We start from the raw sequence: 25,487 nt of genomic DNA on the forward strand, positions 1-25,487 counted from the left end.
TCCATTTGGCCGTCGACGCTGCCGCACGCCCTTCATCCTGCCTGAGGATCTGCATTGGACTGGGACAAGATCAGACTGTTCTACGAAGTCGTCAACGCCGGGAACTTCACCCGGGCCGGCGAGAAGCTCGGGGTCAACCAGTCATCCATCAGCCGGCAGATCAGCGCCCTCGAGCATGAATTGAAGATTCCGCTCTTCCACCGGCATCCCCGCGGCCTCGTGCTGACGGAGCATGGAGACGTGCTTTTCCGGGCCGCTCAGGATATCCGCGTTCGCCTAGACGAGACACGTCAGCGCCTCACCGAGACCAGTGAGCGGCCTGCCGGTGATCTCAGGGTCACGGCAACCGTTGGAATCGGCGGCATCTGGCTTGCCCGGCGTATCACGGAATTTCTCGACCTCTACCCTGAAGTGCGCATCCAGCTTATCCTCACCAATGATGAACTGGACCTTGCTATGCGGGAGGCGGACATCGCCATTCGCTTACGCCTGCCGGCTCAGCCCGATCTGATCCAGCGCCGCCTCTTCACCATTCAGTATCATGCCTATGCAGCCCACACCTATATCGAGCGCTTCGGGGAGCCCGAGAGCATCGACGATCTTGATCGTCATTCCATCGTCAGCTTGGGAGGGGATCAGCCTTCCTTCATCCTCGGGCTGCACCGCCTCACGAATCTGGGACGCAATCCCAAGGACCCTCGTCCCAGCCGTTTTGTGGTCAATGACAGCCTGGCTCTCCGCCAGGCGATCGAGAATGGGGCCGGGATCGGCATGGCTCCCGATTACGCGATGAGTAACAATCCACGGGTCCAGCAGGTTCTGCGTGACGAGCAGATGCCGACCCTCGACAGTTATCTCGTCTATCCCGAAGAGATGCGCTCCGTGGCGCGTGTGCAAGTCTTCCGAGACTTCCTCGTCTCCAAGGCGCAGCGCTGGGATTTTTGAGTGTCCTCAAAGCTGGGGTGAGGTCTCAACCTCATTTTCTCCACGATTGTTAGGCTAGTAGAATCTTTCCTCAAGCCCTTAGGGGATCACCCCGATGTCACGGTCCGTTCTTGCTGTTTTAGCCATTGCCCTCGGTCTCCCCTTCCTGATCCTCCTGGCTCTCGTCTCTTCGGCTTCAGGGGTCAGCGCGAGCGTATTCACACACGCGCTCGGTCTCGTGATAATGTCGGTATTCCTGATGCTGGTCGTTTTCGAGATCAAGCGGATCGCCGATCTGCCACCGGATGCGCACTGAGAGCCGGCATCGCTTCCAAGCGAACTTGAGGATCGAACGTCGTGAACGCGATCCTCAAGTCCTCTACTCAAATAGAAGGGGTTGTTTAAGCTGCGGCGCGCGACCGTTCCGGATGCTCATCGGCCGTCGCTCTCTCCAGAGCCAGCAGCAGAACTCCGATGTCGTCATGAAGAAGATTGATGGCATTGCGAGCGTATTCGCGGTATTCCTGCTTTATGAATTCAGCCTCGCCATCCCACAGGCAATCTTCATACTCGGCATCGTAAAATGCACGAGCAACCAGCTCTACTTGATAATCCATGTATGCCCCGCTGCACCATTCAGGTGATTTGTTATCGCTTTGAACCTGAGGCGCAAAATACGCATTTACATCGTCAGTCAACTGATCCGCCATCAGGACAAGATCAGGCTTACAGCCGGATTCGGCTGATCCGCAACTCGCCACATGGGCTACCCCCTAAGAGGTAGTCCGCACATTGACGACCTGAGTCGATGAGATGACTCGCGGAATTCAGCCAAAAAGGATCAGGGGCTGGCAATCGCCCTCATTCGCCCGAGACAAGGGATGCGGCATTATCCTGTGAAAAGTTGAGATGGCCGGTCGCCCACATGGCTGCCTGGGTTCTATTGGAGGCCTTCACCTTCCGCAAGATGGCTTTGATATGGACCTTCACCGTTGCCTCGGCTACGCCGAGTTCCCGTGCGATTACCTTGTTCGAAGCCCCTTGCGTGAGGCAGCGGAGGATCTGGGCTTCACGACCCGACAGCTTGCTATGCAGCACCTCAGGATCATTGGCCGGTGCGGTGGCAACGCCATGGTCGAAATGAGCTCGGCCCTGACGGACCTGATCGAGAAGCATGAGCCCGATCGAGGCGGGAATATAGGTTTCGCCCAGGATCACGATCTCAAGCGCCTTGACCAGAGCATGCCGATCCATGCTTGTCGGGCAAAACCCGTCCATGCCGGCGCGACAGAGTTGCATGGCGGTGTCAGGTTCCATCCCATCGGCCAGAACGACCACCCGGGCGGATGAGTATTGCGCCTTCAGATGTCCGACAGTTGCCGCGTATTCTTCCGTCAGCCGACTCTCGCAGATGATGAAGAGCAGAGGAACGCTGTCGGTGAATGCAGGTAGGTTCGACAGATCGTCACAAGGTTCCTTCGTAAGGACGAAGCGCGTTCCGGAGAGGATATGGCTGATGCCAGTGCGAAGAAGGAGATTCTGACAGATCAGGACAGTGGTGACATTCTGGTAAGAGTCCTGAACAATGGGAAGAATCTGTTCCTTATAGACAACATCGTGTCTCATGATGGCTGTGCCCCCTGATAGCGTTCAGCGATGTATGGTGCAGGATCGTGACGCCGTTCGCACGTGATGTGAGGCGGAGAGCCTTGGTCGAAAGGTGCTGGATCCAGGAAGCCGATCCGCGTTAGGATCAGGCTTGGCGACAACAATCGGTACAGGCATTAGTTCCTCGATACCATGGATCCGAAAGGGGTAACTCTCCACCTGACGGATAGCGCAAGGGAGCGGCAGGCTTCTTTGTACAACCGAATAGTAAGCGGCATCCTCGCCACGATGCAGCGGTCAGCCGACTTTGAAGACCGACGGCCCACCGACGTAACATTGGTTCTCCTTTGCGGATGGCTGCGTCAGCAACCAGGTGATCTGTTCCTGTGAGAGCGCCTTCGAGAACAGAAAGCCCTGCATCTCGTTGCAGCCCGCCGTGCGAAGAAAATTCTTCTGAACCTCCGTCTCGACGCCTTCGGCCGTCACGGTCAGGGACATGGCATGTCCGAGCGACACGATCGCCTTGATGACAGCGGCCGCCTTGGTTCCCTGCCCCAGACTCTGGGTGAAGGAGCGATCGATCTTGATCTTGTCGACCTCGAACCGGTGAAGGTAACCCAGGCTGGAATAGCCCGTACCGAAATCATCCAAAGCGACGCGGAACCCTGCGTTTCGTAAGGCTCGGAGTGCCCCGGCGGTCCCGCACTCCTCATCCAGAAGAACGCTTTCAGTCACCTCAAGCTCGATCCTTCTAGGATCGGCTCCGCATTCACGGACGATGGAGATTACATGATTGGCAAAGTCGCAGGACCTGAACTGAACCGGAGAGAGATTGACCGAAACGAACAGATCGGGCCAACGCTGCGAGGCGAGGCAGGCCTGACGCAGGACCCACTCGCCCAGCGGAACGATCAAGCCGGTCTGCTCGGCAACCGGGATGAACTGGCTTGGTGGAATGTATCCGCGCTTCGGGTGCCGCCAGCGGGCGAGAGCTTCCACGCCGACCATGGTGTTGCCGCCCATCGCAATCTGCGGCTGATAGGCGACTTCGAGCCCCTCGCCTGTTGTGAGCGCGATGCGAAGCTCCTCCTCAATGACCCTGCGCAGATTGACGGTCTCGTCCATCTCCGGCGTAAAGACGCGATAGCAATTCCGTCCTTCGGATTTGGCTCGATAAAGGGCAATATCGGCCTTCCTCAAGAGCTCACTCCGATCCGTCCCGGCTTCAGGAGCAAGCACGAGGCCGATGCTGGTTCCCACGAAGATCTGATTGCCCATGATGTCGTATGGCTCATGAACCATGGCGAGGATCCGGTCACAAAGCCCTTGGGGGTCCTCCGTCCCTGCCGTGCAGACCTGCACGATGGCGAACTCGTCTCCCCCCAGCCGGGTGATGCAGTCCTGGCCTCCGACGAGTTTGGCCAAGCGAACCGAGAAATCTCGAATGAGGCTGTCGCCGGCAGGGTGCCCGAGCGTGTCGTTGACATGCTTGAAGCGGTCGAGATCGAGCATCATCACGGCGATCTGCTCGCCGTCCTGCCTCCGTGCAATGGCGTGGTTGAGCCGGTCCTCAAACAGAGCCCGGTTCGGCAGGCCGGTCAACACGTCATGGAAAGCCAGATGATGGGCCTGAGCCTCGCTCGCCTTCAGCTCGAGAACGGTTCTTTCCAGTGCGGACATGGACTGCTTCAGACGCCGCACCAACGCGCCGAGCAGAAGGAGAATGAAGGCGGCGGCAATGGCGGTTGCCGGCCCGACATCCTTGAGAAGATGGTCCCCCGGCAGTTCCGGATTCCAGATGAAGTATCCGATGAGATCGTCCACATCGGACCGGATCGGCACCGATATCTCACCTGATTGCGGGCTGTCGACAACGGAGAAGCGCAGCCCCTCGATCAAATTCCTGTCTGAGACCTGCTTGATGAAGTTTCCGTCGAGATAACGGATGCCGACGAGGAGAAACTCCCTGCCATGAGGGTAAGGCACAGCGTCCGTCTCGGGGATGATCTTCATGACGCTCACGGCCGCTGGCCGGCCGAGCAGCTCCAGCAGATGGGCGTCGTGAATAGCTCTTCCCGTTATCAGGTATGGTGCCTTGGCGTTCTCTGCAGCGTGGTCCTTGTGCGAAGAACCCGGCTCCCCACGAATGCCCGCGACAAGGCTGCTGATACTCTCCCGGATGCGTTCGAATTCGTGGTTCGAAGCGCGCGTCGCATCGATCACGGCATTGATCGGCTCATTGCGGTCATTCAGGATGTAGACTTCTTCCTGACCGAATGTTCGGCTGAGCCAAACGCCGATATTGGCGTCGATCCATCTGAGATCCATCGGGCTCTTGTTGAGCTCCACGATCGCATCATCCCAGATGGCAACCATTTCCTGCTGCTGAGCGAGCTCCTGAACGACTGCGCGGATGCTGCGGTCCGTCATGCGAAGCTGGCGCTCGGCGGAGACATCATTGCTACTGTTGACGGCCCAGAGGATCGAAACCGCTCCGAGAGAAAGGGTTGCCGTGGCGACGAGCAGAACAGGCAGAACGACACTGCGGAAGAAAGGCGGACCCGCACGATGAATGGAAAGAATTGAAAAACCAGTCTTCAACACATCGACACCGGAGCGATACCCGACGCTGGTTAGCCGAAAAGGCCGCCGACGGGATCGCATTAAAAGATTTCTGAGAATTGAAAACCGCCGGATTTGCACCGACCTGACAGGATGGCATCATGCCTTTGAGTTGCGCAATGAGCAGCCAACAACTCAACCTGTCACAGGTATCATGCTGAGACTGTAAATTTCTACACTTGTGCCGCAAAGTCAATGATCCGGAAATTTAAACCGGATGCTTCCCATTTTATAGTTAATGACTTTTCCGCGTACAATGATCCCGCAACAGAAAGGATGTTAACTCAACATTACTCGAGCCAATCAGTATCGACATCGAGAGTGAGCGGCCGGATTCTGTTTAGGCACCAAGCAACGGATATCGCTGTTTTTTCGGAGAACCTTCAAAAATCATTCCGGCTGCGCATGGTCCTCCAAAGCCTGAATAAGCTCCATGCATTTCTCGGCAACGACGGGCGGCACCTTCGGATCACCATGGTAGTAACGCATGGCCACGGCGTTCGCCTGCTCGAACAGGTCCGTTAGGTTTCCGGAGATGAAAGGACGGGAACTCGGGAACTCGAAGGACTTGGGTTCGGCGTGGGACTTCGATTTTGCGGGACGCTTCGGCTCGAACAGCGTCAGCACTTCGCACCGGTCGGCAATTTTCTTGAGATCCTTGAACGCAATGATCTCGGCCATGTCCTACTCCTACGCAACGAACCGGCCCTGCTTTATCCCCTTCTGAAGCAGGGGTCATGGGGCATGGATGAAAAACAATCGGTTCCTGAAAACCGTTCCAAAGAATAATCGCTGAGAGCGGGAATGTGACCCGCCTCTTTCGGGTTAGGCCGACCTTGTGGAGTACAGCCGCTCTTAAGCATCCAGCCCGAACGATCGGCGCGCCCATAAGCCGTCGCCCTGAGAACCCGACCCATCAAGGGCTAGCAGCCCCTCACGTCATCACCGGCCGTGTGCCGGTGATCCCGATTGAGTGAAGCGCCGAACCTCACAGGATCGATATGGCTGGGTACACCCAGTCATCACGGCGAGGGAAGCCGCATACTAAGCCAGCCTCTGAGGAGGTCGCGCAGCGACTGTCTCGAAAGAGGGTACGGTTCGCAACGAGTCGTTCAGGATGAAGCGCGGTTCTTCCGGGCCGCACATCGTTAATCGCGATCAGCGCTCCCAGGAATGACGTGGCCCCTTCGGTCGACTCGCACTGTCGACGCTCCAAGCGCCCGGGCCAGTGAAGACGAACAGCAGGAACACGAAGCAGTACAGAATGGCCGCGTCACCGCCGTTGAGCGCCGGATACGGGCTCTGGGGAGCATGAAACATCCAATAGGCCACCGCCATCTCGCCGGCGAGGAGGAAGGCGACGGGTCGGGTGAACCACCCGATCAAGATCAGAAAGCCCCCGGCGAACTCGAGGATGGCCCCGATCCCGAAGAGCGAGAGGAGCGGCGGCGTTCCGCCTTCGGGAGGGGCCGGGAAGCCGAAGAGCTTCTGCGTGCCGTGCTCCATGAAGATCAGCGCCGTGACGATCCTCAGGACAGCCAGCGCATAAGGCGACCAACGATCGAGTGTAGCGGACATGCGAATGGGAACCTTCTGCTTGTGATCTGCACTCCGAGGCGGACTCAGGTCTCTGCCATCCAGGTTATAAGGCACATGGAGAGGACGGCCAACGTTGCCGCGCCCGATGGCCCCTCACTGTGCCCGAGCACCCCTCCCATGTGTTAGTGGGTTACATTGCCCTCACGCTAAATTGAGGCACACGGCGCGACACTTGAGACGATCTAACCTTGCCCGCCGGGAGATTCGTGTCAGCTTCTCTGGAAATGAATGGAGGTCGGGATGGATGTCAGGCGTCTCAGCATGGTCACGGCTCTCATGGCAGCGTCGCTCTGGCTCCCTGTCCTCGACGCGAGGGCGGAAACCGAAGTTGACGTTGCGCTCGTCCTGGCGGTGGATGTCTCGCGCTCCATGGATCCGGACGAGCAGGAACTCCAGCGCCAGGGCTTCATCGACGCCTTCCGCTCACCCCAGGTGCATGATGCGATCCGCAGCGGCATGCTGGGCCGGATCATCGTCACCTATTTCGAATGGTCGGGTGTCGATTACCAGAATGTCATCGTTCCCTGGACCATCATCGACGGCCCGGAGGCTGCGATGAAATTCGCGGACGGCCTGCACGACAACCCGATCGGCCGCCTGCGGCGGACATCGATCTCGGGTGCCATCGACTTCGGGGTAAAGCTTTTGGATCAGACCGGCGTCGAGCCCATCCGCCGCGTGATCGACATTTCGGGCGATGGGCCCAACAGCAGCGGACGGGGCGTCGTCGCAGCCCGCGACGAGGCCATTGCGAAGGACATCACCATCAACGGTCTTCCCATCATGCTCAAGCGCCCGAGCGGCTTCGGCGATATGGAAAACCTCGATCTCTATTACAAAGGCTGCGTCATCGGCGGAGAAGGTGCATTTCTCATCCCCGTGCGCGAGCGCCAGCAATTTGCCGACGCCATCCGCACGAAGATCATTCGTGAGATTGCGGCACTGCCAGCAAATCCCCTGATCCAGACGATTCAGGCGGATGCGCCCGTCAACTGCTTCGAAGGCGATCGCGGGGTGTATCGTTGGGACCGCAACTGACCCGGACCGCGCCCTGGGCAACGGTCATTCCAGAGTGATGCCCGCCGTCCTGATGACCTTCTCCCACTTGGCACCTTCTTCCTGCATGTAGGCCGCCATCTCGGACGGGGAGCTTTGGAGCACATCGATGCCGGCCCCGGTCAGCTTGGCGCGGATCTCCGCATTGCCGATCACGCGGCGATAAGTGTCGTTGAGCTTGTTGACGATGTCGGATGGGGTATTCGCCGGTGCGACGAAACCCTGCCAAGCCCAGGCCTCGAACCCCGGATGATCGGCCGCCACCGGCGGCACGCCGGGAAGCCACGAGAATTCCTGCGGCGATGCGACCGCGATGGCCTGAATCGGGCCTGAGAGCTGCGAGCGGGCTGTAGCGAAGTCGATGAACATAATATCCACCTGCCCCGCCACCAGATCCTGCACGGCGGGAGCGGCACCTCGATAGGGCACATGGGTCAGCTTGATCCCGGCTCCTTGAGAGAGCAGTTCCGTGGCAAGGTGGAACGGGCTGCCCAAGCCCGGCGTCGCATAATTGATGCGGCCCGGATTCTTCTTCGCCTCGGCCACGAGTTCCTGAACGGATTTCACCGGCAGCTTGTTCGTGTTGACGAGGAGTACGAGGGCAAAGCGCCCTGTCAGCGAAACGGGGGTGAAATCCTTGTAGGGATCGTAGGACAGCTTGCGATAGAGCGTGCGGTTCGTCGCGAAGGTCGCGGTATCGCCTAAAAGGAGCGTATAGCCATCAGGCTCCGCGCGCGCCGCCGCGTCGGCTCCGATATTGGTGCCTGCTCCAGGCTTGTTCTCGATAATGAATTGCTGGCCGAGCTGTTCGCCCATGGCGCCGAAGACGAGGCGGGCGAAAAAGTCCGTTCCGCCGCCGGCAGCATAGGGAACGATGACCCGGATGGGTCGGGTGGGGTAAGCGGACTGCGCGAAAGCCGTCCATGGTGACAGGGCTGAGGAGGCGGAGGCAGCAGCCAGGGTCTTGAGGATGCTGCGGCGTGTCGGACTCATGGCGTTCTCCCGAATAACGGTCCCATTATGGTTCAGGTGCCCGGCTGCAGATAGTGGGGCAACCTGCGACGACCAGGGCCGCACCGAGTCGATGATCGTCTTTCAAGGGATGGGACCGCGTTCAGTTTTTTACCGCCCCGCCTGAACATGGCGACGCTCCCTGCATTCTCTCCTTGAGCGACGGAAAGCTTCAGAAAACAGGAGATGGCCTATGGGCGTGAAAAAAGAAGAAGACGACCTGGTCGATGCCGGCTCGGAGTATTCGTTCCCGGCCAGCGATCCGCCCTCCTATATGGGCGGCTCAGCCGTTGCCGGTCCGCCGCCGCAAGAGGAGCCCGCGCGGGAGCCTGTCACCAAAGCGGTGTCCAACCCCGACGAGGTGAAGCCGGCCGGTGATGCTCCCCAGGGAACGGATCCTGCCCAGGCCGGCCATGAGCCCAAGCGGCCGTCCGGCGGCAACAATCCGTAATGCCATCCATCATGCAGGTTACGAACAGCAGCCAGTGTCATGTCACACATGCTCCGGCACTCAGCGATCACCCTGCAGGATATCATACACCTGCCAGAGAGTGAGACATCGGAGCGCCTTCAACTCGTGACGTCCGAGGGCGCTCTCCCCTGCCGCTATCACCCGGCTGAAGGCGAACACGCCGTTCTTTGGGTGTTCGGCGCCGGAGGCGGACTTGGCGGCCCAGCGGGTGGTCTCTACACGCGCCTTGGCGGCCGATTTCGGGAGAGTGGAACAGCATCGCTCGAGCTGGACTACCGCCATCCCGGATATCTGGAAGATTGCATTCTCGATGTGCTGATCGGGCTCGCCTGCCTGGAAAGCCTCGGCAAGCGCCGGATCGTCCTTGTGGGGCATTCTTTCGGGGGAGCTGTTGTCATCAACGCAGGCCTCAGCAGTGACGCCGTCATCGCCGTCGCGGCACTCAGCAGTCAGACGGCGGGCATTGACGTCGTCGGCAAGCTCAGCCCCAAGCTTGTCATCTTCATCCATGGCGAGAAGGATGAAATTCTGCCGCCGGCCTGCTCACAAGATCTCTACGCTCGTGCACGCGAGCCCAAGGAGTTGATCCTTTATCCCGGCTGCTCTCACGGCCTTGATCAATGTCAAGAAGCCCTCGACCGGGATCTGTCCCGATGGATTCGTGACGTAATCGCCTGATTAGCCCGCCGACTGCGCCTCGATAGCGTGGCTCTTCTTGACGTCCGGCACTTCGGTCGGGCGGCGCTTTGCCAGGTCGAAGGCGTCGCCGGAGCTCAGCACATGCATGCGGATGTCATACATGGACAGGGACCGCTCGGGCTCGGCCTCGGCAATGTTCGAATGGGTGACGCCGGCCCCGTCGACCACATAGACACAGCCGCTGCCGATCACCTCGAAACATTCCCCTTCAAGGATCAGTGCCGTGTCCTCGTCAATTCCGATCCCAAGTTCGCGTGGATTATGCGCCACGGCACCAAACAAGCGTCCGAACCGTCCTCGTTCGGCAAAATGCTGGTCGATGATGACATTGCGCACAAGACCAAGACCCGGTGCCATGTGCAGGTCGCCGATTTTGTAGGACTCGCCGCTGGTGCCCTTTACCAACATGGTCTCGCTCATGACCGATGCGCCGGCCGATGTTCCGGCAAGGACGCCGCCGCGCTCGTGAAGATCCCGCACGCGCTGCTCTATGGGTGTGTCGCCAATCTGGCTCGAGATGCGCAACTGGTCACCTCCGGAAAAGAAAACGCCGGCGGCTCCGTCGAAGACGCGCAGCTTTTCCGGATCGAGCGTCTCGGATCGGTCTTTGACGTAGATTTCCACGAGATCCGTCACACCGAGATCGCTGAAAGCTCTCTGGTAGGCCTCAAAGTAGCCTTCCGGCTCATGGGATGCGACAGTTGCAATGACGAGCTTTCCTCCGCCCAATCGTCTCGCAACCTCGCGCAGGATAGTGCGCACGCCTTCCTTGTCCTCACCACCGCCTATGATGATGAGCGGCCCCTTCGATTTCTTCGTCGTCCGTTCCTGCATGGCCGCACCGGGCTCCGTTCAAACAGCCCCCACCCCAAATCCAGGGGCGGTTCGCGCCGTTGTCCTGACATTGTCCTTGCTGTCGATCAGGCGCTCCTGCGCCAGCCTCCGACCGGCTCTGCCATTCGATCGACCTCCACATCAAAGGATATGGAAGGAGCAGCCCGGAATTCGAGCACCTGCTGCCACATGGCTTCCACATCGGTCGGGGTGAGGACAACAAGGTCCCCGGGCTGCGCCCTTCTAAGGCACAGATCGGCAGCTTCATCCTCGTCGAGAATCCGGCGGATACGCTCCTCCGGAAATCCCGCCGCAAGTGCTCCCTCCGCCAGCAGGGCGATGATCTCGCCGGGTTTGCGTCCGCGTCGGGCTGGATCCTCCCGGAAAATGATCTCGTCGAAATAGCGTGTCGCGAGCGCTCCCATCTCCCGCATGTCCTCATCGCGGCGGTCGCCAGGAATATTGATCATGCCAATGATCCGGCGGTGGCGCGGGCGCATCTTGAGGATCAGGTCGCCGAGAGCCTGAAGACCCGCCGGATTGTGGGCATAGTCCAAAATGACCCGGAAACCATGTCCATCGAACACGTTGAGGCGTCCGGGACTTTGTTCGAACGAGGTCGTGAAGGTCGACAGAGCCATGCGAATGACATTGACGGGAACGCCCTGGGCATAGGCCATGGCCACGGCACCCAGCGCGTTTTGCACATTGAACTCGGCAAGACCATCAAGGGTCGCCGGGATCTCGGCTGCACGCATCAGATGGATGCTGTCGCCGTCGTCATGGATCACGATCTCGCCACCGTCGACCAGTCCTGGCTCGCGCACGACGGCAAATCCGCCGTCCTCGATGTGCTCGCGCAGGAAGTCGGGCATGTCCGTACCTCCACGAAGGGAGAAGTATCCCAGCCGGCCGCCGGCCCGCCGCCGCACACTGACCACCATCGGATCATCGGCATTGAGGATGCTGGTTCCATTGCGGTGCACCGCCTCCACGACGACGGACTTCACCCACGCGAGGTCCTCGATGGTGTCGATCCCTTTCAACCCGAGATGATCGGGCTGGATATTCGTAATCAGGCCTACGTCGCATTCCGAGAAGCCGAGCCCCTCCCGCAGGATGCCGCCGCGGGCCGTTTCCAAAACCGCCACATCCACGGTCGGATCGCGGAGTACCACGCGAGCGCTCCAGGGCCCCGAAGCATCCGCCTCCACAATCCTGTCGCCGTTCACATAGATGCCGGTCGTCGACGTCAGCCCGACATTGAGGCCCTGAGCGCGCAGGATATGTCCGACCATGCGTGAGGTGGTGGACTTGCCGTTGGTGCCCGTGATGGCAAGGATCGGGATGCGCGTCGGCGTGCCGCGAGGAAAGAGCATATCCATTACAGGACGAGCCACGTTGCGGGCGCGCCCCTCCGAAGGCTGCAGGTGCATGCGGAAGCCTGGTGCGGCATTGACCTCGATGATCCCGCCCCCGGTCTCATGAACCGAGCGCGTGATGTCGGGTGCGATAAAGTCGATGCCCGCCACATCCAAGCCGATGGCGCGTGCCGCCCGACGGGCAATGAGGGCGTTGTCGGGGTGGATGTCGTCGGTGCGATCGACAGCCGTGCCGCCGGTCGAAAGATTGGCCGTATCGCACAGATAGACCACCTGCCCGATAGCTGGAACGCTATCCGCATCAAGACCTGCCTTTGCCAGGACGCCGAGAGCGTGATCGTCGATCTTGATCCGGGTCATGACATTCTCATGACCTTCGCCACGGCGCGGATCCTTATTCACTCCTTCGACCAAAGCGGTGATGCTGCGCTCGCCATCGCCCACGACGTGGGCAGGGATACGCTCGGCCACCGCTACCACCTCCCCGTTCACCACGAGGATCCGGTGATCCCGGCCCTTGAAGCAGCTCTCGACGATGACGCGCCGGCTGTGCTGACTGGCCTCCTCAAAGGCCCGGGTTACCTCTTCTGCCGTCGAGAGATCGATGCTGACGCCGCGCCCGTGATTGCCGTCGAGCGGCTTGACCACGACCGGGTAACCAATCCGTGCGGCGGCACGCATCGCATCTTCTGCACGGCGGACCACATCACCCCGCGGGACCGGCAGTCCTGCGTCGGCCAGGAGGCTCTTCGTGAGATCCTTGTCGCCGGCTGCATCAGTGGCGATCTGCGAGGTCAGGCTCGTGATGCTGGCCCGGATTCTCTTCTGATGCCGTCCGGTGCCCAATTGCACGAGGCTTTGGTCATCCAGGCGCAGGACCGGTATACCTCTCCGCTCGGCCTCCTGAACGAGGGACATGGTCGTCGGGCCAAGCGCCCTGCGCCGGTGAACGTATCGGAGAGCCTTGAGGGATGCATCGAGATCGAAGGGGCCTTCGAAATCAGGTTCCTCCTCGTCCCTGTAGATGCGATCAAGGCCTTCGATGCCTTGCAGCTCTGGCGGGAGGAGCGTGTTCACGAACTGGAGCGCCAAACGTCCTGCCAGAAGGCCTACCTGCTCTTCCCGATAGGAAAACATCACATTGTAGACGCCGGTTTCTCCCTTGACAGAGCGGGTCTTGCCCCGGGTGACGCGAGCTCCAATCAGTGATTGGAGTTCAAGGGCGATGTGCTCGGCAACATGGCCCAGCCACGTGCCCTCCTCAAGGCGGCGGGCGAAGCCTCCGCGCTCATGAAAGCTGCAGCCATGCTCATGCAGCCCCGGCAGCAGAGCCAAGAGGCGCTCGGTAAAGCCCGCCAGGCGATTGGACGGCCATTCCTCCAGTGTGCCGAGGTCAAGCTTGATGCGGATCATTGGCGTGAGGCTGTAGAGATGAGGCCCGCGGTAAACACCGCGGTCGATCACACGCATCGGGCTCGTCGCCACCTCGTCAAAGGCTCGCGCATCAATGCTACGGTTATGATCCGGCGGCTGACTCATGGCTTCTCCAGAATCACCTCGTACGTGACGATCATCGCCCATTCTCGGGAACTCCTGACGGCAGAGGACAAGACGGCTCCGCTACAGCAGACCGGCTCCGTCCACGGTTCAATTGGTGATCAAATGATGAAAGAGCGTGCAGAATGCACTTGGGTGCTGTTCAATTCGTGAGTGTTGCCCTTTGTTCCAGCACGAGCACAGCCATCGGGCAATATTCAACCGCCAATAACATATGTTATACTTGCTATACGCCAGCCCTGGCTTTTCCGAATTTCCTTAACTTACTTTACGTCAAGCAACCTTCAAGTATAGTCTCAGCGAACACTGTCTTATCGCCAGATTCCGTTGTCGAGACCTGCGTCTTGACGGATCGGACGATGCCATGGGGAATGAAGCGCTTCATCTTAGCTTCATCCAGGCAGTGGCATCTCGCCCGCGCAACCCTAAAATGGTCGACATGCCCCTGCCGGGGTGTGTCAAGCAATCGAGAACCGGCCTTTCAAGAGCCAACTCCAAGGAAGTGATCTGCACCGATGGTGACCACCCGCATTCCTACGACACCGTTTTCCGACCAGCGCCCCGGCACGTCCGGCCTGCGCAAGAAGGTCACCGTCTTCCAGCAGCCCCGCTATGTGGAGAACTTCATCCAGTCGATCTTCGACACGGTCGAGAACAAGGACGGCTCGACCCTTGTAATCGGCGGCGACGGGCGCTTCTTCAACGAATCCGTTGTCCAGACGGCAATCAGGATGGCAGCGGCGAACGGCTTCGGCCGCGTCCTCGTGGGGCAGAAGGGGCTTCTGTCCACACCGGCGGCTTCCTGCGTGATCCGCAAACACAAGGCCATCGGCGGCCTCGTGCTTTCCGCCAGCCACAATCCGGGCGGTCCTGACGGCGATTTCGGGATCAAGTTCAACATGTCCCACGGCGGACCGGCGCCGGAATCCTTCACGGAGGCCGTCTTCCAGAGGGCGAGCGGACTCAACGAGTACAGGATCGTCGATGTGCCCGACATCGACATCGGCACGATCGGATCGACCAAGGTCGGCGACATGGAGGTCGAAGTGATCGATCCCGTTGCCGATTACGCTGAACTGATGGAGCAGCTGATCGATTTCGGGAAGATTGCCGATCTGTTCCGTTCGGGCTTCCGCATGCGCTTCGATGCCCTGAGCGCCATCACGGGTCCCTATGCGAAGGCGATTCTCGAAGGCCGCCTCGGCGCGCCGGAGGGCACGGTTGTTAACGGCGAGCCCAAGCCCGATTTCGGCGGCCACCATCCCGATCCGAATCCGGTCCACGCTCACGATCTCATGGAGCTGATGTACGGACCGGACGCCCCCGATTTCGGCGCAGCCTCGGACGGCGACGGCGACCGCAACATGATCGTGGCACCGGGATTGTTCGTGACGCCCAGCGACAGCCTCGCCATCCTCACGAGCCATGCTCATCTCGCTCCCGGCTATGCCAAGGGTCTGGCCGGCGTGGCCCGCTCCATGCCGACGAGCCGTGCCGCCGACCGGGTCGCGGCGAAACTCGGCATCAACTGCTTCGAGACGCCCACGGGCTGGAAGTTCTTCGCCAACCTTCTGGATGCGGGTCTCATCACCCTCTGCGGCGAGGAGAGCGCAGGCACGGGCTCGAACCACATCCGCGAGAAGGACGGTCTCTGGGCCGTGCTGCTGTGGCTCAACATCCTGGCCGTCACCAGGAAGCCGGCGGATCAGATCGTGCGCGAGCATTGGGCCACATTCGGGCGCGATTACTACACGCGCCATGATTACGAGGAACTCGAAACGGCACCTGCCAACGAACTGATAGATGCCCTGCGGGCGAAGCTTCCCACCCTTCCCGGGCAGCGCTTCGGCGGCCTCACGGCCCGATCGGCTGACGACTTCGCCTATACGGACCCGGTCGACAAATCGGTGACGCCGAAGCAGGGCATCCGCATTCTCTTCGTGGAGGATGCCCGCGCCGTGTTCCGCCTGTCGGGAACCGGCACGTCGGGTGCAACACTGAGGGTCTATCTCGAGCGTTTCGAGCCGGATACCGACCGGCACGACCTGATGACGGCAGAAGCTCTGGCTCCCATCGTCCAGGCCGCAAATGAAATCGCGGAGATAGCGGCTCGTACGGGCCGCAACGAGCCCAGCGTCGTGACCTGAAGCAGTTCAATAGATTTCCCAGAGCCCCGGCGTCGCCAGCTCGAGAAGGTGACCGTCGGGGTCGCGAAAATAGACACTGGTCCCGCCACGGGACCAGGTGGTCCTGCTCTCGATGGGGATCCCACGCTCCTGAAGCCGCCCCTCCCATGCGGCCAGTTCGCTCGCTGAAATCGCAAAGCCGACATGGAGCGGTCCCTGCCCGTCATGGGGCGGGATCGTCCCGCCGGGCGTGGGCATCGGCTCGTTCGAGCCGCCGCGCAGGAACAGGAGCAGCACGCTTCTCGCGCCCACGTCGAAAGCGCACATGCGCTGGTTGCTGAAAAGCAGTCTCAGACCGAGATCGTCTTCGTAGAAGGCACGGGCGCGCGGCAGGTCGTCGACATAGAGCGCGGTCTCGAGAACGGCATTCAGCTTGGGCATCGTGGACCTCATGGACATCCTGTCTGCCTCTATTTTGACCTCCGCTACCCTCGTCATGTCCAGCTGTCCTTGAAATGCAGGCTTTCGAGAGCGGCGAAAAATTGGGCAACGATGCTGACCTTTTGATCTTGAAACAGGCTGGCATACCCCTTAATTATTGCAATGCAACACGGCGATTGGCGTCGCAGCGTTGCTGCCCTTCTTGGGCGTTTCCTCCCTAAACTTCGGGCCGTTGGCAACAACGGCCTTTTTTCTTGCCTGAAGACGGCAGGATTCCGGGGCGGCTTCAGGACCGGAACCTCGTGTAACTCCAATGGTTTTTCCCTCAGCGGAAGCCGGGAGAGTACGATGTCCACTCGTTCAGACCACCCTCATCACGCCGACATTCCTCCGACGCATACGGTCAAGCCGATGGACGCGCCCCCCCTGACCGAGGGCTCGACCACGGCACAGCTGAAGGGCGATATCGACAGCGGCCGCACTGGTGACAAGAACGCGGTGTTCGATCCTGGTCTGTCTCCCCTGGGCACCGACGATGAGGCCGGCGGCACCTCCCCGACACCGGAGCAGGTCGACCAGGCCCGTCATCAGGAATCGTCCGTACGCTGGAAGAACCGCGCCGAGAAGGACAGCTATGCCCACCAAAACTCGCATAAGGCACTCTATGCCTATGTGGGCTTCATCGGCCTGGTGCTCGTCCTGTTCGTCGGCGCCTTCTCGATCCTCTGATGCATCAGAGCGCTGCCACACTGTCCCGGATCACCAGTTCCGTCTCCAGCCGGATGAGCTTGGGCGACGGCCGCCCCTGCAGAAGATCGATCAGGACCGATGCCGCGGCCTGTCCCAATTCCCGCCGAGGCTGATGCATTGTGGTCAGCGGCGGCTCGGCTACGGCGGCGAACTCGATATCGTCGAACCCGGCCACGGATATGTCCTCGGGTACTCTGAGCCCAGCGGAAAAGAGGGTGCGCATCAAGCCAATGGCCATCTCGTCGCTAGTGCAGAACACGGCTGTCGGACGGGTGGATCGTGCCACCAGTTCACGCCCTGCCCTCACGCCCGCCTCGATGGTGTAATCCCCCGGAAGCACCAGGGCCGGATCGAACGGCAGACCCGCCGTCTCCAATCCATCCTTGAACCCCTGGAATCGATCGCGCTCGAGGCTATTGCTGGCGGGACCGCTCACATAGGCGATTCTGCGATGCCCCAGGGAGGCCAGGTGCTGCGTCATGCGGCAGGCTGCGGTGCGGTTGTCGATCTCGATCTGCGGAATGTCGGCGGCTGGGATCGCTTCGCAGAGCGCCACGAGGGGTATCGTGATCCGGGCCGGCTGCCCCTCCCCTTCACGGCTCTGCCCGAACAGGTGGCCGTTGAGGAGAATGGCGCCGTCCACCCGGCCTGCCGCCGTGAAGGCCGCGAAATGCGCCTCCTTCTCGGGAGAACCGTCGAGATCGCTGATGATCATGCCGTAGCCGGCCTCGAAAAGAGTCTCCTCGATGCCGCGCAGAATCTTGGAGAAGAAGGTATTCGAGAGATCCGGCAGAACGACCAGCACCATGTAGGTCTTCTGCGAGCGCAGGGTGCGCGCGGCGGGGTTGGGCACATAGCCGGTCTTGGCGATAGCCTCCAGCACCCGCGCCCGAGCTTCGGGCGAGACTCGCTCCGGCGTTGCAAGGGCCCGGCTGACCGTCGCAGTCGAGACATCGGCAAGCTTCGCGACATCTTGGATCCGCGCTGCGCGGATCGTGATGCCCCCGTGCTCCGGCCCGTCCTTCTGCCCTACGTCGTCCATGAACCTCCCCCTACCATGGTTCTGTTTGACAGATGCCGTCGTTTCGGTAAAGTTTGATGTAATCGATTACATAGGTCCGTTGTCAGGCCCTTTGATAGCTCTAGATCGTCAAATGTCCCGCTAGAGGACGAGCCGATAAACCAGGAGGAACCAAATGCCAGCTCACGCGCCGTCCAGCTGATCCTCACCGCACAGCCTTTGACGCCTATCTTCCCTAGCGGAAGCGAGCGATCCCGCTCATTCGGAGCAGTTTATGGATTCCGTTCTTCGCGCCGAGAACATCTCGAAATCCTTCGGGCCTATTGAGGTCCTGAGCGGCATTTCGCTGGATCTGAAGCCCGGCGAGGTTCATGCCGTCATCGGCGAGAACGGGGCCGGCAAGTCGACGCTGATGCGCATCCTGTCGGGCCATATCGCGCCGACGAAAGGCAGCCTGCATCTGAACGGCCAGCCGATCACTTTCTCCGGGCCTGTCGATGCCGAGGCTCACGGCATCGTTCTCGTGCATCAGGAGATCCTCCTCGCGCCGGACCTGACGGTGGCGCAGAACCTCTTCCTCGGCCGCGAGATCAGGCGCTTCGGCTTCGTCGACGACAAGGCCATGCGCGAGCGGACGCGGGGGATCCTGCGGGAGCTCGGCACGAGCATCGATCCCGACCGGGAAGTCAGCCGCTTGTCCATCGCCGACCGGCAGCTGGTACAGATCGCCCGCGCGCTGCTCGTGCCGCACAAGGTCGTGGCCTTCGACGAGCCGACGGCGGTTCTCACCCCCATCGAGGCTGAGAGCCTGTTCGAGATCATCCGCAAGCTGCGCTCCCAGGGCGTGGCGGTGCTCTATATTTCCCATCGCCTCAACGAGGTGAAGGCCGTGGCCGATCGCGTCACGGTGCTGCGCGACGGGCGCCACATCGCGACCCGCGACATCGAGGGGTTGGAGCCGCTGGAGATGGCGCGCCTCATGGTCGGCCGCGACATGTCCAAGCTCTATCCCGAAAAGCCGGAGACCGCTTCCGACCAGACCGTTCTGGCGGTTCGCGACATGGCCGTGCCGGGCTTCGTGGAGAATGCGTCCTTTACCCTCCGCCGCGGCGAGATCCTCGGCTTCGGCGGCCTGATCGGCGCCGGACGCACAGAGCTGTTCGAAGCGCTGGTAGGCCTTCGCCCGGGACACAGCACGATCACCCTCGACGGCAGGCAGGTTCATTTCCGCAATGCCCGCGACGCAATGGCGGCCGGCATCGTCTATCTCTCTGAGGACCGCAAGGGCAAAGGCCTTCTGCTGCAGCAGAACCTGCGCATCAATCTCTCGCTCGCGGCACTGGACAAGTTCAGCCGAGGCTCCTTCATCGACGGCGCCGCCGAGGAGACGGCGCTCGATCAGGCAATCAAGGATTTCGACATCCGCACCCGGCGGCGCGACCTTCTTGCCGGCCAATTATCTGGCGGCAACCAGCAGAAGCTGCTGCTCGCCAAGATGATGCTCCTGGAGCCGCGCATCGTCATCATTGACGAGCCGACGCGCGGCGTCGACATAGGCACCAAGGAGCAGATCTACCGCTTCATCGCCTCGCTTGCCGCCGAGGGCAAGGCTGTCGTCGTCATCTCGTCGGAGATGCAGGAGCTGATCGGCCTGTGCCATCGGGTCGTCGTAATGCGCAACGGGCGCGTCGCGGGCGAGGTGGCGCAAGCGGACCTGTCGGAAGATTCCATCGTTTACCTCGCCACTGGCGTTCACGAAGAAAGGGCGGCGGAAATCGCCGCAGGCCACGCATGACCGAAACCGTGCTTCGCACCGGCACCGAGAAGCGCCGGTTCAATGTCGACATGCGGGCTCTCTCGCCCTTCATCGCGCTCATCGTGCTCATCATCGCAGGCGCGCTAATCAACCCGGATTTCCTGACCGCATCGAACCTGCTCAATGTGGTGACGCGCTCGGCCTTCATCGCGATCATCGCGGTCGGCGCCACCTTCGTGATCGCCGGCGGCGGGCTTGATCTCTCCGTCGGCTCCATGGCGGCGCTGACGGCCGGCGTCATGATCCTGACGCTGAACAATCTCGGCGGGGGCGATGTGGGCACGCTGGCGCTCGGCATGCTCGCCGCCATTGCATTGAGCGCAGCCTGCGGCCTGGCGAACGGGCTCATCGTCACCTTCGGTCGGATCGAACCCTTCATCGTGACGCTGGGCACCATGGGCATCTTCCGCTCGCTGGTGATCTGGTTGGCTGCGGGCGGCACTATCACCATGCGCAATTTCGATCTGCGCGAGCTCTACCGACCAGTCTATTTCGACAGCATTCTCGGCGTTCCGATTCCGATCATCGCCTTCATGGTCGTGGCCGCCATCGGCGCGCTGATCCTCTACCGGACCTCCTTCGGCCGCCATGTGGTGGCGCTCGGCTCCAACGAGGATGTGGCGCGCTATTCGGGCGTGCCGATCTGGCGGGTGCGCACGCTCACCTACATCATCCAGGGCATCTGCGTCGGCATCGCCGTGCTGGTCTATGTGCCGCGCCTCGGCTCGGCCACACCGACCACGGGCCTTCTGTGGGAATTGCAAGCCATCACGGCCGTCGTCATCGGCGGCACGGCCCTCAAAGGCGGCATCGGCCGCGTCTGGGGCACGGTGGTCGGCGCTGTGATCCTCGAACTCGTCGCCAACATCATGGTGCTGTCGAACTTCGTCTCCGAGTTTCTCGTCGGCGCGGTCCAGGGCGCCATCATCATTATCGCCATGCTCGTGCAGCGGTCAGTCCACCGCGGGCGATGAAACCGGTGCGGGCCTGCCGGATAAGGGACAAAGGCCCCAAACCAACCCCTCAGGGAGGAATGTTATGAAAGCAACGATACTGAAGATCGCGGTCGCCGCAGGCCTCATGGCCGGCGTTGCCTCCGGCGCAATGGCCCAGCAGAAGAACGTGACGATCGGCGTCTCGATCCCGGCCGCAACCCACGGCTGGACTGGCGGCGTCGTCTATCACGCGCAGGAAACCGCAAAGATGCTCGAGAAGGCCTATCCGGGCCTCAAGGTCGTGGTGAAGACCTCGCCGGACGGCGCGTCGCAGGCGAATGCCATCGACGATCTCACTTCGCAGAAGGTCGATGCGCTGGTGGTCCTGCCGTTCAACTCCGACGAGTTGACGAACCCCATGCGCGAGGTCAAGAAGCGCGGCACCTTCGTCACGATCGTCGACCGCGGTCTCAAGGATCCGTCGATCCAGGACATCTATGTGGCCGGCAATAATCCGGAATTCGGCCGCGTCGCCGGCAAGTACTTCGTCGACAACCTCAAGCAGGGCAACGTCGTCGTCTTCCGCGGCATTCCGACCGTGATCGACGAGGAGCGCGTGACGAACTTCGAGAAGGCTCTCGAAGGCTCGGGCGTGAAGGTGATCGACAAGCAATATGCCAACTGGAATCGCGACGACGCCTTCAAGGTGATGCAGGACTACCTCGCCAAGCATCCGAAGATCGACGCGGTCTGGGCCTCGGACGATGACATGGCGCTTGGTGTCATGGAAGCGATCCGCCAGGCCAAGCGCGAGGACATCAAGTTCGTCCTCGGCGGCGCCGGCATGAAGGACATGATCAAGAAGGTGATGGACGGCGACAAGATGATCCCCGCCGACGTGTCCTATCCCCCGTCGATGATCGGCACTGCCCTGGGCGTCACCGCAGCGCATTTCTACACCGGTGCCCCCATGCGCGGCACCTACACGCTCAATGCGCAGCTGATCACCAAGGACAACGCCAAGGAACACTACTTCCCGAACTCGCCGTTCTGACCGAGCGACGTGGCTCTCGCCTCTCCGGGACAGGAGAGGCGAGGCAACGGCAAGCTGCTCGACCTGCGTGCGGCTTCCCCTTGCCGGTTCTGCCTTCACTACGCCACTTCGGGAGTTCACCCATGAAGACCATGAAAGGCCCAGGCCTTTTCCTTGCCCAGTTCGCAGGCGACGAGGCTCCGTTCAACTCGCTCGACGCGATCTGCAAATGGGCCGCTTCCCTCGGCTACAAGGGCGTTCAGATTCCCACATGGGATCCGCGCCTGATCGATCTCAAGAAGGCCGCGGAGTCAGATGCCTATTGCGACGAGATCGCCGGCATCGTGCGCTCGCACGGCATGGAGATCACGGAACTCTCCACCCACCTGCAGGGCCAGCTCGTTGCCGCGCACCCGGCCTATGACGAAGCCTTCGATGGGTTTGCGGTGCCAGAGGTCCGCGGCAACCCGAAGGCCCGGCAGGAATGGGCGGTGAACCAGATGCTCATGGCGGCGAAGGCCTCGAAGCGTCTCGGCCTGAACGCCAGCGTCACCTTCTCCGGCGCGCTCGCATGGCCTTTCATGTATCCTTGGCCGCAGCGTCCCGCCGGTCTCGTCGAGACGGCCTTCGAGGAGCTGGGGCGCCGGTGGAAGCCGATCCTCGACGCCTACGAGGAAGCAGGCTGCGATGTCTGCTACGAGATCCATCCCGGCGAGGACATTCACGACGGCGCGACCTTCGAGCGCTTCGTCGATGCGGTCGGCGGCCATGCCCGCGCCTGCATCAACTACGACCCGAGTCACTTCCTGCTGCAGCAGCTCGACTATGTCGCGTTCATCGATCTCTACCACGAGCGCATCAAGGCGTTCCACGCTAAGGACGCCGAGTTCAACCCGTCCGGACGCATCGGCGTCTATGGCGGCTACGAGAGCTGGATCAACCGCGCCGGCCGCTTCCGCTCGCTCGGCGACGGACAGGTTGATTTCAACGCCATCTTTTCCAAGCTCGCACAGTACGACTACGATTCCTGGGCCGTGCTGGAATGGGAATGCGCGTTGAAGCATCCGGAAGACGGCGCCCGCGAAGGCGCGGAGTTCATCAGCGCGCATATCATCCGTGTCACGGAAAAAGCGTTCGACGACTTCGCAGCCGGCGGAACGGACGAGGCAGCCAACCGCCGCATGCTCGGCATCGCCGCGGCATAAGCGACAAGGGGCAAACACATGACGATTGCTGGATCTCCGGATCAGAAGCTCAACCGCCGCCTGCGCCTCGGCATGGTCGGCGGCGGACGCGGGGCGTTCATCGGCGCGGTTCATCGCATTGCGGCCCGCCTCGACGACCGCTGGGAATTGGTGGCAGGCGCCCTCTCGTCCGATCCGGAACGGGCGAAGGCCTCCGGCGAGGATCTGCTCCTGAAGCCGGATCGCATCTATGGCGACTTCAACGAGATGGCCCGCCGCGAGCGGCGGCTGAAGGATGGCATCGATGCGGTCGCCATCGTGACGCCGAACCACGCCCACGCGGCAGCCGCCCGCGCCTTCCTGAAGGCCGGCATCCATGTGATCTGCGACAAGCCCCTGACGACCACGCGGCGCGAGGCGGAACAACTGGCCAAACTGGCGCGCGAATCCGGCCTGATCTTCGCGGTCACGCACAACTACACGGGCTATCCGCTCGTGCGGCAGGCCCGCGCCATGGTGCAGGCGGGCGAGCTCGGAGCCATCCGGGTGGTGCAGGCGGAATATGCGCAGGATTGGCTTGCCACCCGCGTGGAGGAAACCGGCAGCAAGCAGGCGGAATGGCGCACGGATCCGGCCCGCTCGGGCCCTGCCGGCGCCGTTGGCGATATCGGCACCCATGCCTTCAATCTGGCCGAGTTCATCGTCGGCGACGAGGTCGCGTCCCTGTCGGCGGAGCTGCACACCTTCGTGGAGGGCCGCCGGCTCGACGACAACGCCCATATGATGCTGCGCTTCGCGTCCGGCGCCAAGGGCATGCTCTGGTGCAGCCAGGTGGCGGCCGGCCTCGAGAACGGCCTTCGCATCCGTGTCTACGGCGAGAAGGCCGGGCTCGAATGGCATCAGGAGAACCCGAATTACCTCACCTTCTCGCCGCTCGGAGAGCCGCCGCGCATCATCCGCCGCAACGGCTATGGCGCCGATGAGGTGTCGCGTGCAGCCTCGCGCATTCCGGGCGGGCATCCGGAAGGCTATCTCGAAGGCTTCGCCCAGCTCTACACGGATGTGGCCGAGCAGATCGCAGCGCGGATCGAGAACAGAGAACCCAGCCCCTTCTCGCTCCAGGTACCCACCGTCGAGCACGGCGTGCGCGGCGTGCGCTTCATCGAGGCGGCGGTGCGCTCGTCACAGCGCAAGGCGGCCTGGGTCGATCTCTAGTCTATGCGGCACAGGGGACCTCCCCCTGTGCAGCTCTCTTGAAATCGCCTCCGCAATCATGACGTATAGGGTGATCACACCCATACGCGGAATTGACGATTTCAGATGGCTTCCACGCATCACCACGGCCTCGAAGACCTGAACGACACCCAGAAACGCGTTCACCGGATTCTGTGCTCCGCCCAGAACCCGCTATCGGCCTACGAGGTCCTCGACAAGATGCGGGCCAAGGGTGCCGTGACGCCGCCGACCGTCTACCGGTCCCTGGACAAGCTGATCGAGAAGGGCCTGGCGCACCGGCTCGAGAGCCTCAACGCCTATGTGGCCTGCAAGCACCCGCACCACGAACACGACATGGCGGCCTTTGCCATCTGCGAGAGCTGCGGCCTCGTCAAGGAATTCACCGACCCGCACATCAGCGAGCGCCTTTCCCATTGGGGCGACGATCATGCCTTCTGCATCAAGAAAGTGACGGTCGAGATTCGCGGCCTCTGCGAGACCTGTGCCAAGTAAGCTCGAGCCGAGGAACATTGGGCTATATGATACGTTAAAACATATCATATGCAGAACGAACTTCCACTTTTCTGTGTCTAAACGCCAACCTCCTCTGCGGAATATGCACAGCTGCAAGCGTCGTCAGTAACGATAGCACATTGTCAGATTCGCATTTTACCTATATGAATATGTAGGTTCCGTAATAACAGGAGTGTGGCTCATGAGCACCAAGGCCCTCAGGAAAGAAGAAGAGGACAACCTCCTCCGTCGTGCAGACGATCTGTGCCGCCAGAACAATCTCAGACTCACGCCGATTCGCGAACGCGTCTATCGCGAGCTGGTCCAGAGCGGCGGCCCGGTCGGAGCATACGATCTGGTCGACCGTCTCAGCAGCGAGAAGAAGCGTCTGGCCCCGGTCACGATCTATCGCGCTCTCGACTTCCTGCGCGACGCCGGTCTCGTCCATCGTCTGGCGACCCAGAACTCCTACGTCATCTCCCACGGCCAGCCGGACGTGAACGCGATGAAGATCATGTTCGTCGATTCCAAGACGGGCGAGACCATCGAGGTTCACTCGACCGAGGTCGCAGAGGCTGTGAAGAAGGCCGCCGAGCAGGCCGGCTTCAAGTCAGTCTCTCCGTTCATGGAAGTCGAGGGCGAGATCGCCCAGTGAATTTGAAAGCAAAAGGCAGAGTCGATTTCTGACC

The 25,487-nt window shown here is 61.3% G+C and carries 25 protein-coding genes; 14 read left to right on the top strand and 11 right to left on the bottom strand.

Annotated elements, in window-relative coordinates; all coding sequences use genetic code 11:
• The first annotated feature begins 54 nt into the window (after positions 1–54).
• Both KHP60_RS04985 and KHP60_RS04990 read left to right on the top strand, forming a co-directional pair.
• On the top strand, positions 55–945 hold the full coding sequence (locus tag KHP60_RS04985) for a LysR family transcriptional regulator (RefSeq protein ID WP_213562466.1): 891 nt from the start codon (positions 55–57) through the stop codon (positions 943–945).
• Between the two features lie 94 nt (positions 946–1,039).
• Positions 1,040–1,240, top strand: a complete 201-nt coding sequence (locus tag KHP60_RS04990; protein ID WP_213562467.1) for a hypothetical protein — start codon at positions 1,040–1,042, stop codon at positions 1,238–1,240.
• Positions 1,241–1,325: 85 nt separating this feature from the next.
• On the opposite strand, the gene KHP60_RS04995 is transcribed toward KHP60_RS04990, so the two are convergent.
• The 5 genes from KHP60_RS04995 to KHP60_RS05015 all read right to left on the bottom strand — a co-directional run bounded on the left by KHP60_RS04995 (position 1,326) and on the right by KHP60_RS05015 (position 6,732).
• A complete protein-coding gene (locus KHP60_RS04995) occupies positions 1,326–1,634 on the bottom strand; it encodes a hypothetical protein (protein ID WP_249688516.1) in 309 nt (102 codons plus the stop codon).
• 151 nt (positions 1,635–1,785) lie between these two features.
• A complete protein-coding gene (locus tag KHP60_RS05000; RefSeq protein WP_213562468.1) occupies positions 1,786–2,550 on the bottom strand; it encodes a response regulator transcription factor in 765 nt (254 codons plus the stop codon).
• Positions 2,551–2,829: 279 nt separating this feature from the next.
• Entirely contained in the window at positions 2,830–5,133 is a 2,304-nt protein-coding gene (locus KHP60_RS05005; RefSeq protein WP_213562469.1) for an EAL domain-containing protein, read from the bottom strand.
• 411 nt (positions 5,134–5,544) lie between these two features.
• Entirely contained in the window at positions 5,545–5,835 is a 291-nt protein-coding gene (locus KHP60_RS05010) for a hypothetical protein (RefSeq protein WP_213562470.1), read from the bottom strand.
• Between the two features lie 477 nt (positions 5,836–6,312).
• Entirely contained in the window at positions 6,313–6,732 is a 420-nt protein-coding gene (locus KHP60_RS05015) for a DoxX family protein (protein WP_213562471.1), read from the bottom strand.
• Between the two features lie 261 nt (positions 6,733–6,993).
• Between KHP60_RS05015 and KHP60_RS05020 the strand changes: the two genes are divergently transcribed.
• Positions 6,994–7,791 (top strand): DUF1194 domain-containing protein, encoded by a 798-nt coding sequence (locus tag KHP60_RS05020; RefSeq protein ID WP_213562472.1) that lies wholly within the window; start codon positions 6,994–6,996, stop codon positions 7,789–7,791.
• A 24-nt stretch (positions 7,792–7,815) separates the two neighbouring features.
• Here the strand turns inward: KHP60_RS05020 and KHP60_RS05025 are convergent, their stop codons facing one another.
• On the bottom strand, positions 7,816–8,802 hold the full coding sequence (locus KHP60_RS05025; protein WP_213562473.1) for a tripartite tricarboxylate transporter substrate binding protein: 987 nt from the start codon (positions 8,800–8,802) through the stop codon (positions 7,816–7,818).
• 217 nt (positions 8,803–9,019) lie between these two features.
• Here KHP60_RS05025 and KHP60_RS05030 point away from each other — a divergent pair, with 217 nt between their 5' ends.
• A complete protein-coding gene (locus KHP60_RS05030; RefSeq protein WP_213562474.1) occupies positions 9,020–9,271 on the top strand; it encodes a hypothetical protein in 252 nt (83 codons plus the stop codon).
• A gap of 60 nt (positions 9,272–9,331) precedes the next feature.
• Here the strand turns inward: KHP60_RS05030 and KHP60_RS05035 are convergent, their stop codons facing one another.
• Complete coding sequence (locus tag KHP60_RS05035; RefSeq protein WP_213562475.1) at positions 9,332–9,574, bottom strand: hypothetical protein; 243 nt, start codon at positions 9,572–9,574, stop codon at positions 9,332–9,334.
• Between the two features lie 30 nt (positions 9,575–9,604).
• Between KHP60_RS05035 and KHP60_RS05040 the strand changes: the two genes are divergently transcribed.
• Positions 9,605–9,970 (top strand): alpha/beta hydrolase, encoded by a 366-nt coding sequence (locus KHP60_RS05040; protein WP_213562476.1) that lies wholly within the window; start codon positions 9,605–9,607, stop codon positions 9,968–9,970.
• Here the strand turns inward: KHP60_RS05040 and KHP60_RS05045 are convergent, their stop codons facing one another.
• Both KHP60_RS05045 and cphA read right to left on the bottom strand, forming a co-directional pair.
• Positions 9,971–10,825 carry a cyanophycinase gene (locus tag KHP60_RS05045; protein WP_213562477.1) on the bottom strand — a complete coding sequence of 285 codons (855 nt, stop codon included), beginning with the start codon at positions 10,823–10,825 and terminating at the stop codon, positions 9,971–9,973.
• 86 nt (positions 10,826–10,911) lie between these two features.
• Positions 10,912–13,746, bottom strand: coding sequence for a cyanophycin synthetase (cphA, locus tag KHP60_RS05050; RefSeq protein WP_249688517.1), 2,835 nt, complete (start codon positions 13,744–13,746; stop codon positions 10,912–10,914).
• 533 nt (positions 13,747–14,279) lie between these two features.
• Here cphA and KHP60_RS05055 point away from each other — a divergent pair.
• Positions 14,280–15,911 carry an alpha-D-glucose phosphate-specific phosphoglucomutase gene (locus tag KHP60_RS05055; protein ID WP_213562478.1) on the top strand — a complete coding sequence of 544 codons (1,632 nt, stop codon included), beginning with the start codon at positions 14,280–14,282 and terminating at the stop codon, positions 15,909–15,911.
• Positions 15,912–15,917: 6 nt separating this feature from the next.
• On the opposite strand, the gene KHP60_RS05060 is transcribed toward KHP60_RS05055, so the two are convergent.
• The gene (locus KHP60_RS05060; RefSeq protein ID WP_213562479.1) at positions 15,918–16,331 is read right to left on the bottom strand and encodes a VOC family protein; all 414 of its coding nucleotides are present in this window, start codon (positions 16,329–16,331) and stop codon (positions 15,918–15,920) included.
• Positions 16,332–16,679: 348 nt separating this feature from the next.
• Between KHP60_RS05060 and KHP60_RS05065 the strand changes: the two genes are divergently transcribed.
• Positions 16,680–17,060 carry a hypothetical protein gene (locus KHP60_RS05065; protein ID WP_213562480.1) on the top strand — a complete coding sequence of 127 codons (381 nt, stop codon included), beginning with the start codon at positions 16,680–16,682 and terminating at the stop codon, positions 17,058–17,060.
• Between the two features lie 4 nt (positions 17,061–17,064).
• Here the strand turns inward: KHP60_RS05065 and KHP60_RS05070 are convergent, their stop codons facing one another.
• Entirely contained in the window at positions 17,065–18,123 is a 1,059-nt protein-coding gene (locus KHP60_RS05070; protein ID WP_213562481.1) for a LacI family DNA-binding transcriptional regulator, read from the bottom strand.
• Between the two features lie 253 nt (positions 18,124–18,376).
• Between KHP60_RS05070 and KHP60_RS05075 the strand changes: the two genes are divergently transcribed.
• The 7 genes from KHP60_RS05075 to KHP60_RS05105 all read left to right on the top strand — a co-directional run bounded on the left by KHP60_RS05075 (position 18,377) and on the right by KHP60_RS05105 (position 25,453).
• A complete protein-coding gene (locus KHP60_RS05075; protein ID WP_213562482.1) occupies positions 18,377–19,897 on the top strand; it encodes a sugar ABC transporter ATP-binding protein in 1,521 nt (506 codons plus the stop codon).
• Complete coding sequence (locus KHP60_RS05080; protein ID WP_213562483.1) at positions 19,894–20,892, top strand: ABC transporter permease; 999 nt, start codon at positions 19,894–19,896, stop codon at positions 20,890–20,892. Before KHP60_RS05075 ends, KHP60_RS05080 begins: the two co-directional genes overlap by 4 nt.
• 64 nt (positions 20,893–20,956) lie before the next feature.
• Positions 20,957–21,907 (top strand): substrate-binding domain-containing protein, encoded by a 951-nt coding sequence (locus KHP60_RS05085; protein ID WP_213562484.1) that lies wholly within the window; start codon positions 20,957–20,959, stop codon positions 21,905–21,907.
• Between the two features lie 122 nt (positions 21,908–22,029).
• Complete coding sequence (locus KHP60_RS05090) at positions 22,030–23,091, top strand: sugar phosphate isomerase/epimerase (RefSeq protein ID WP_213562485.1); 1,062 nt, start codon at positions 22,030–22,032, stop codon at positions 23,089–23,091.
• Positions 23,092–23,109: 18 nt separating this feature from the next.
• Positions 23,110–24,285, top strand: a complete 1,176-nt coding sequence (locus tag KHP60_RS05095) for a Gfo/Idh/MocA family protein (RefSeq protein WP_213562486.1) — start codon at positions 23,110–23,112, stop codon at positions 24,283–24,285.
• 105 nt (positions 24,286–24,390) lie between these two features.
• Positions 24,391–24,798, top strand: a complete 408-nt coding sequence (locus KHP60_RS05100) for a Fur family transcriptional regulator (RefSeq protein WP_249688518.1) — start codon at positions 24,391–24,393, stop codon at positions 24,796–24,798.
• Between the two features lie 202 nt (positions 24,799–25,000).
• Entirely contained in the window at positions 25,001–25,453 is a 453-nt protein-coding gene (locus tag KHP60_RS05105; protein ID WP_152714305.1) for a Fur family transcriptional regulator, read from the top strand.
• Positions 25,454–25,487: the final 34 nt, after the last annotated feature.

It is taken from the genome of Microvirga sp. 3-52, from assembly GCF_018383585.1.
In the GTDB taxonomy this organism is placed as follows: domain Bacteria; phylum Pseudomonadota; class Alphaproteobacteria; order Rhizobiales; family Beijerinckiaceae; genus Microvirga.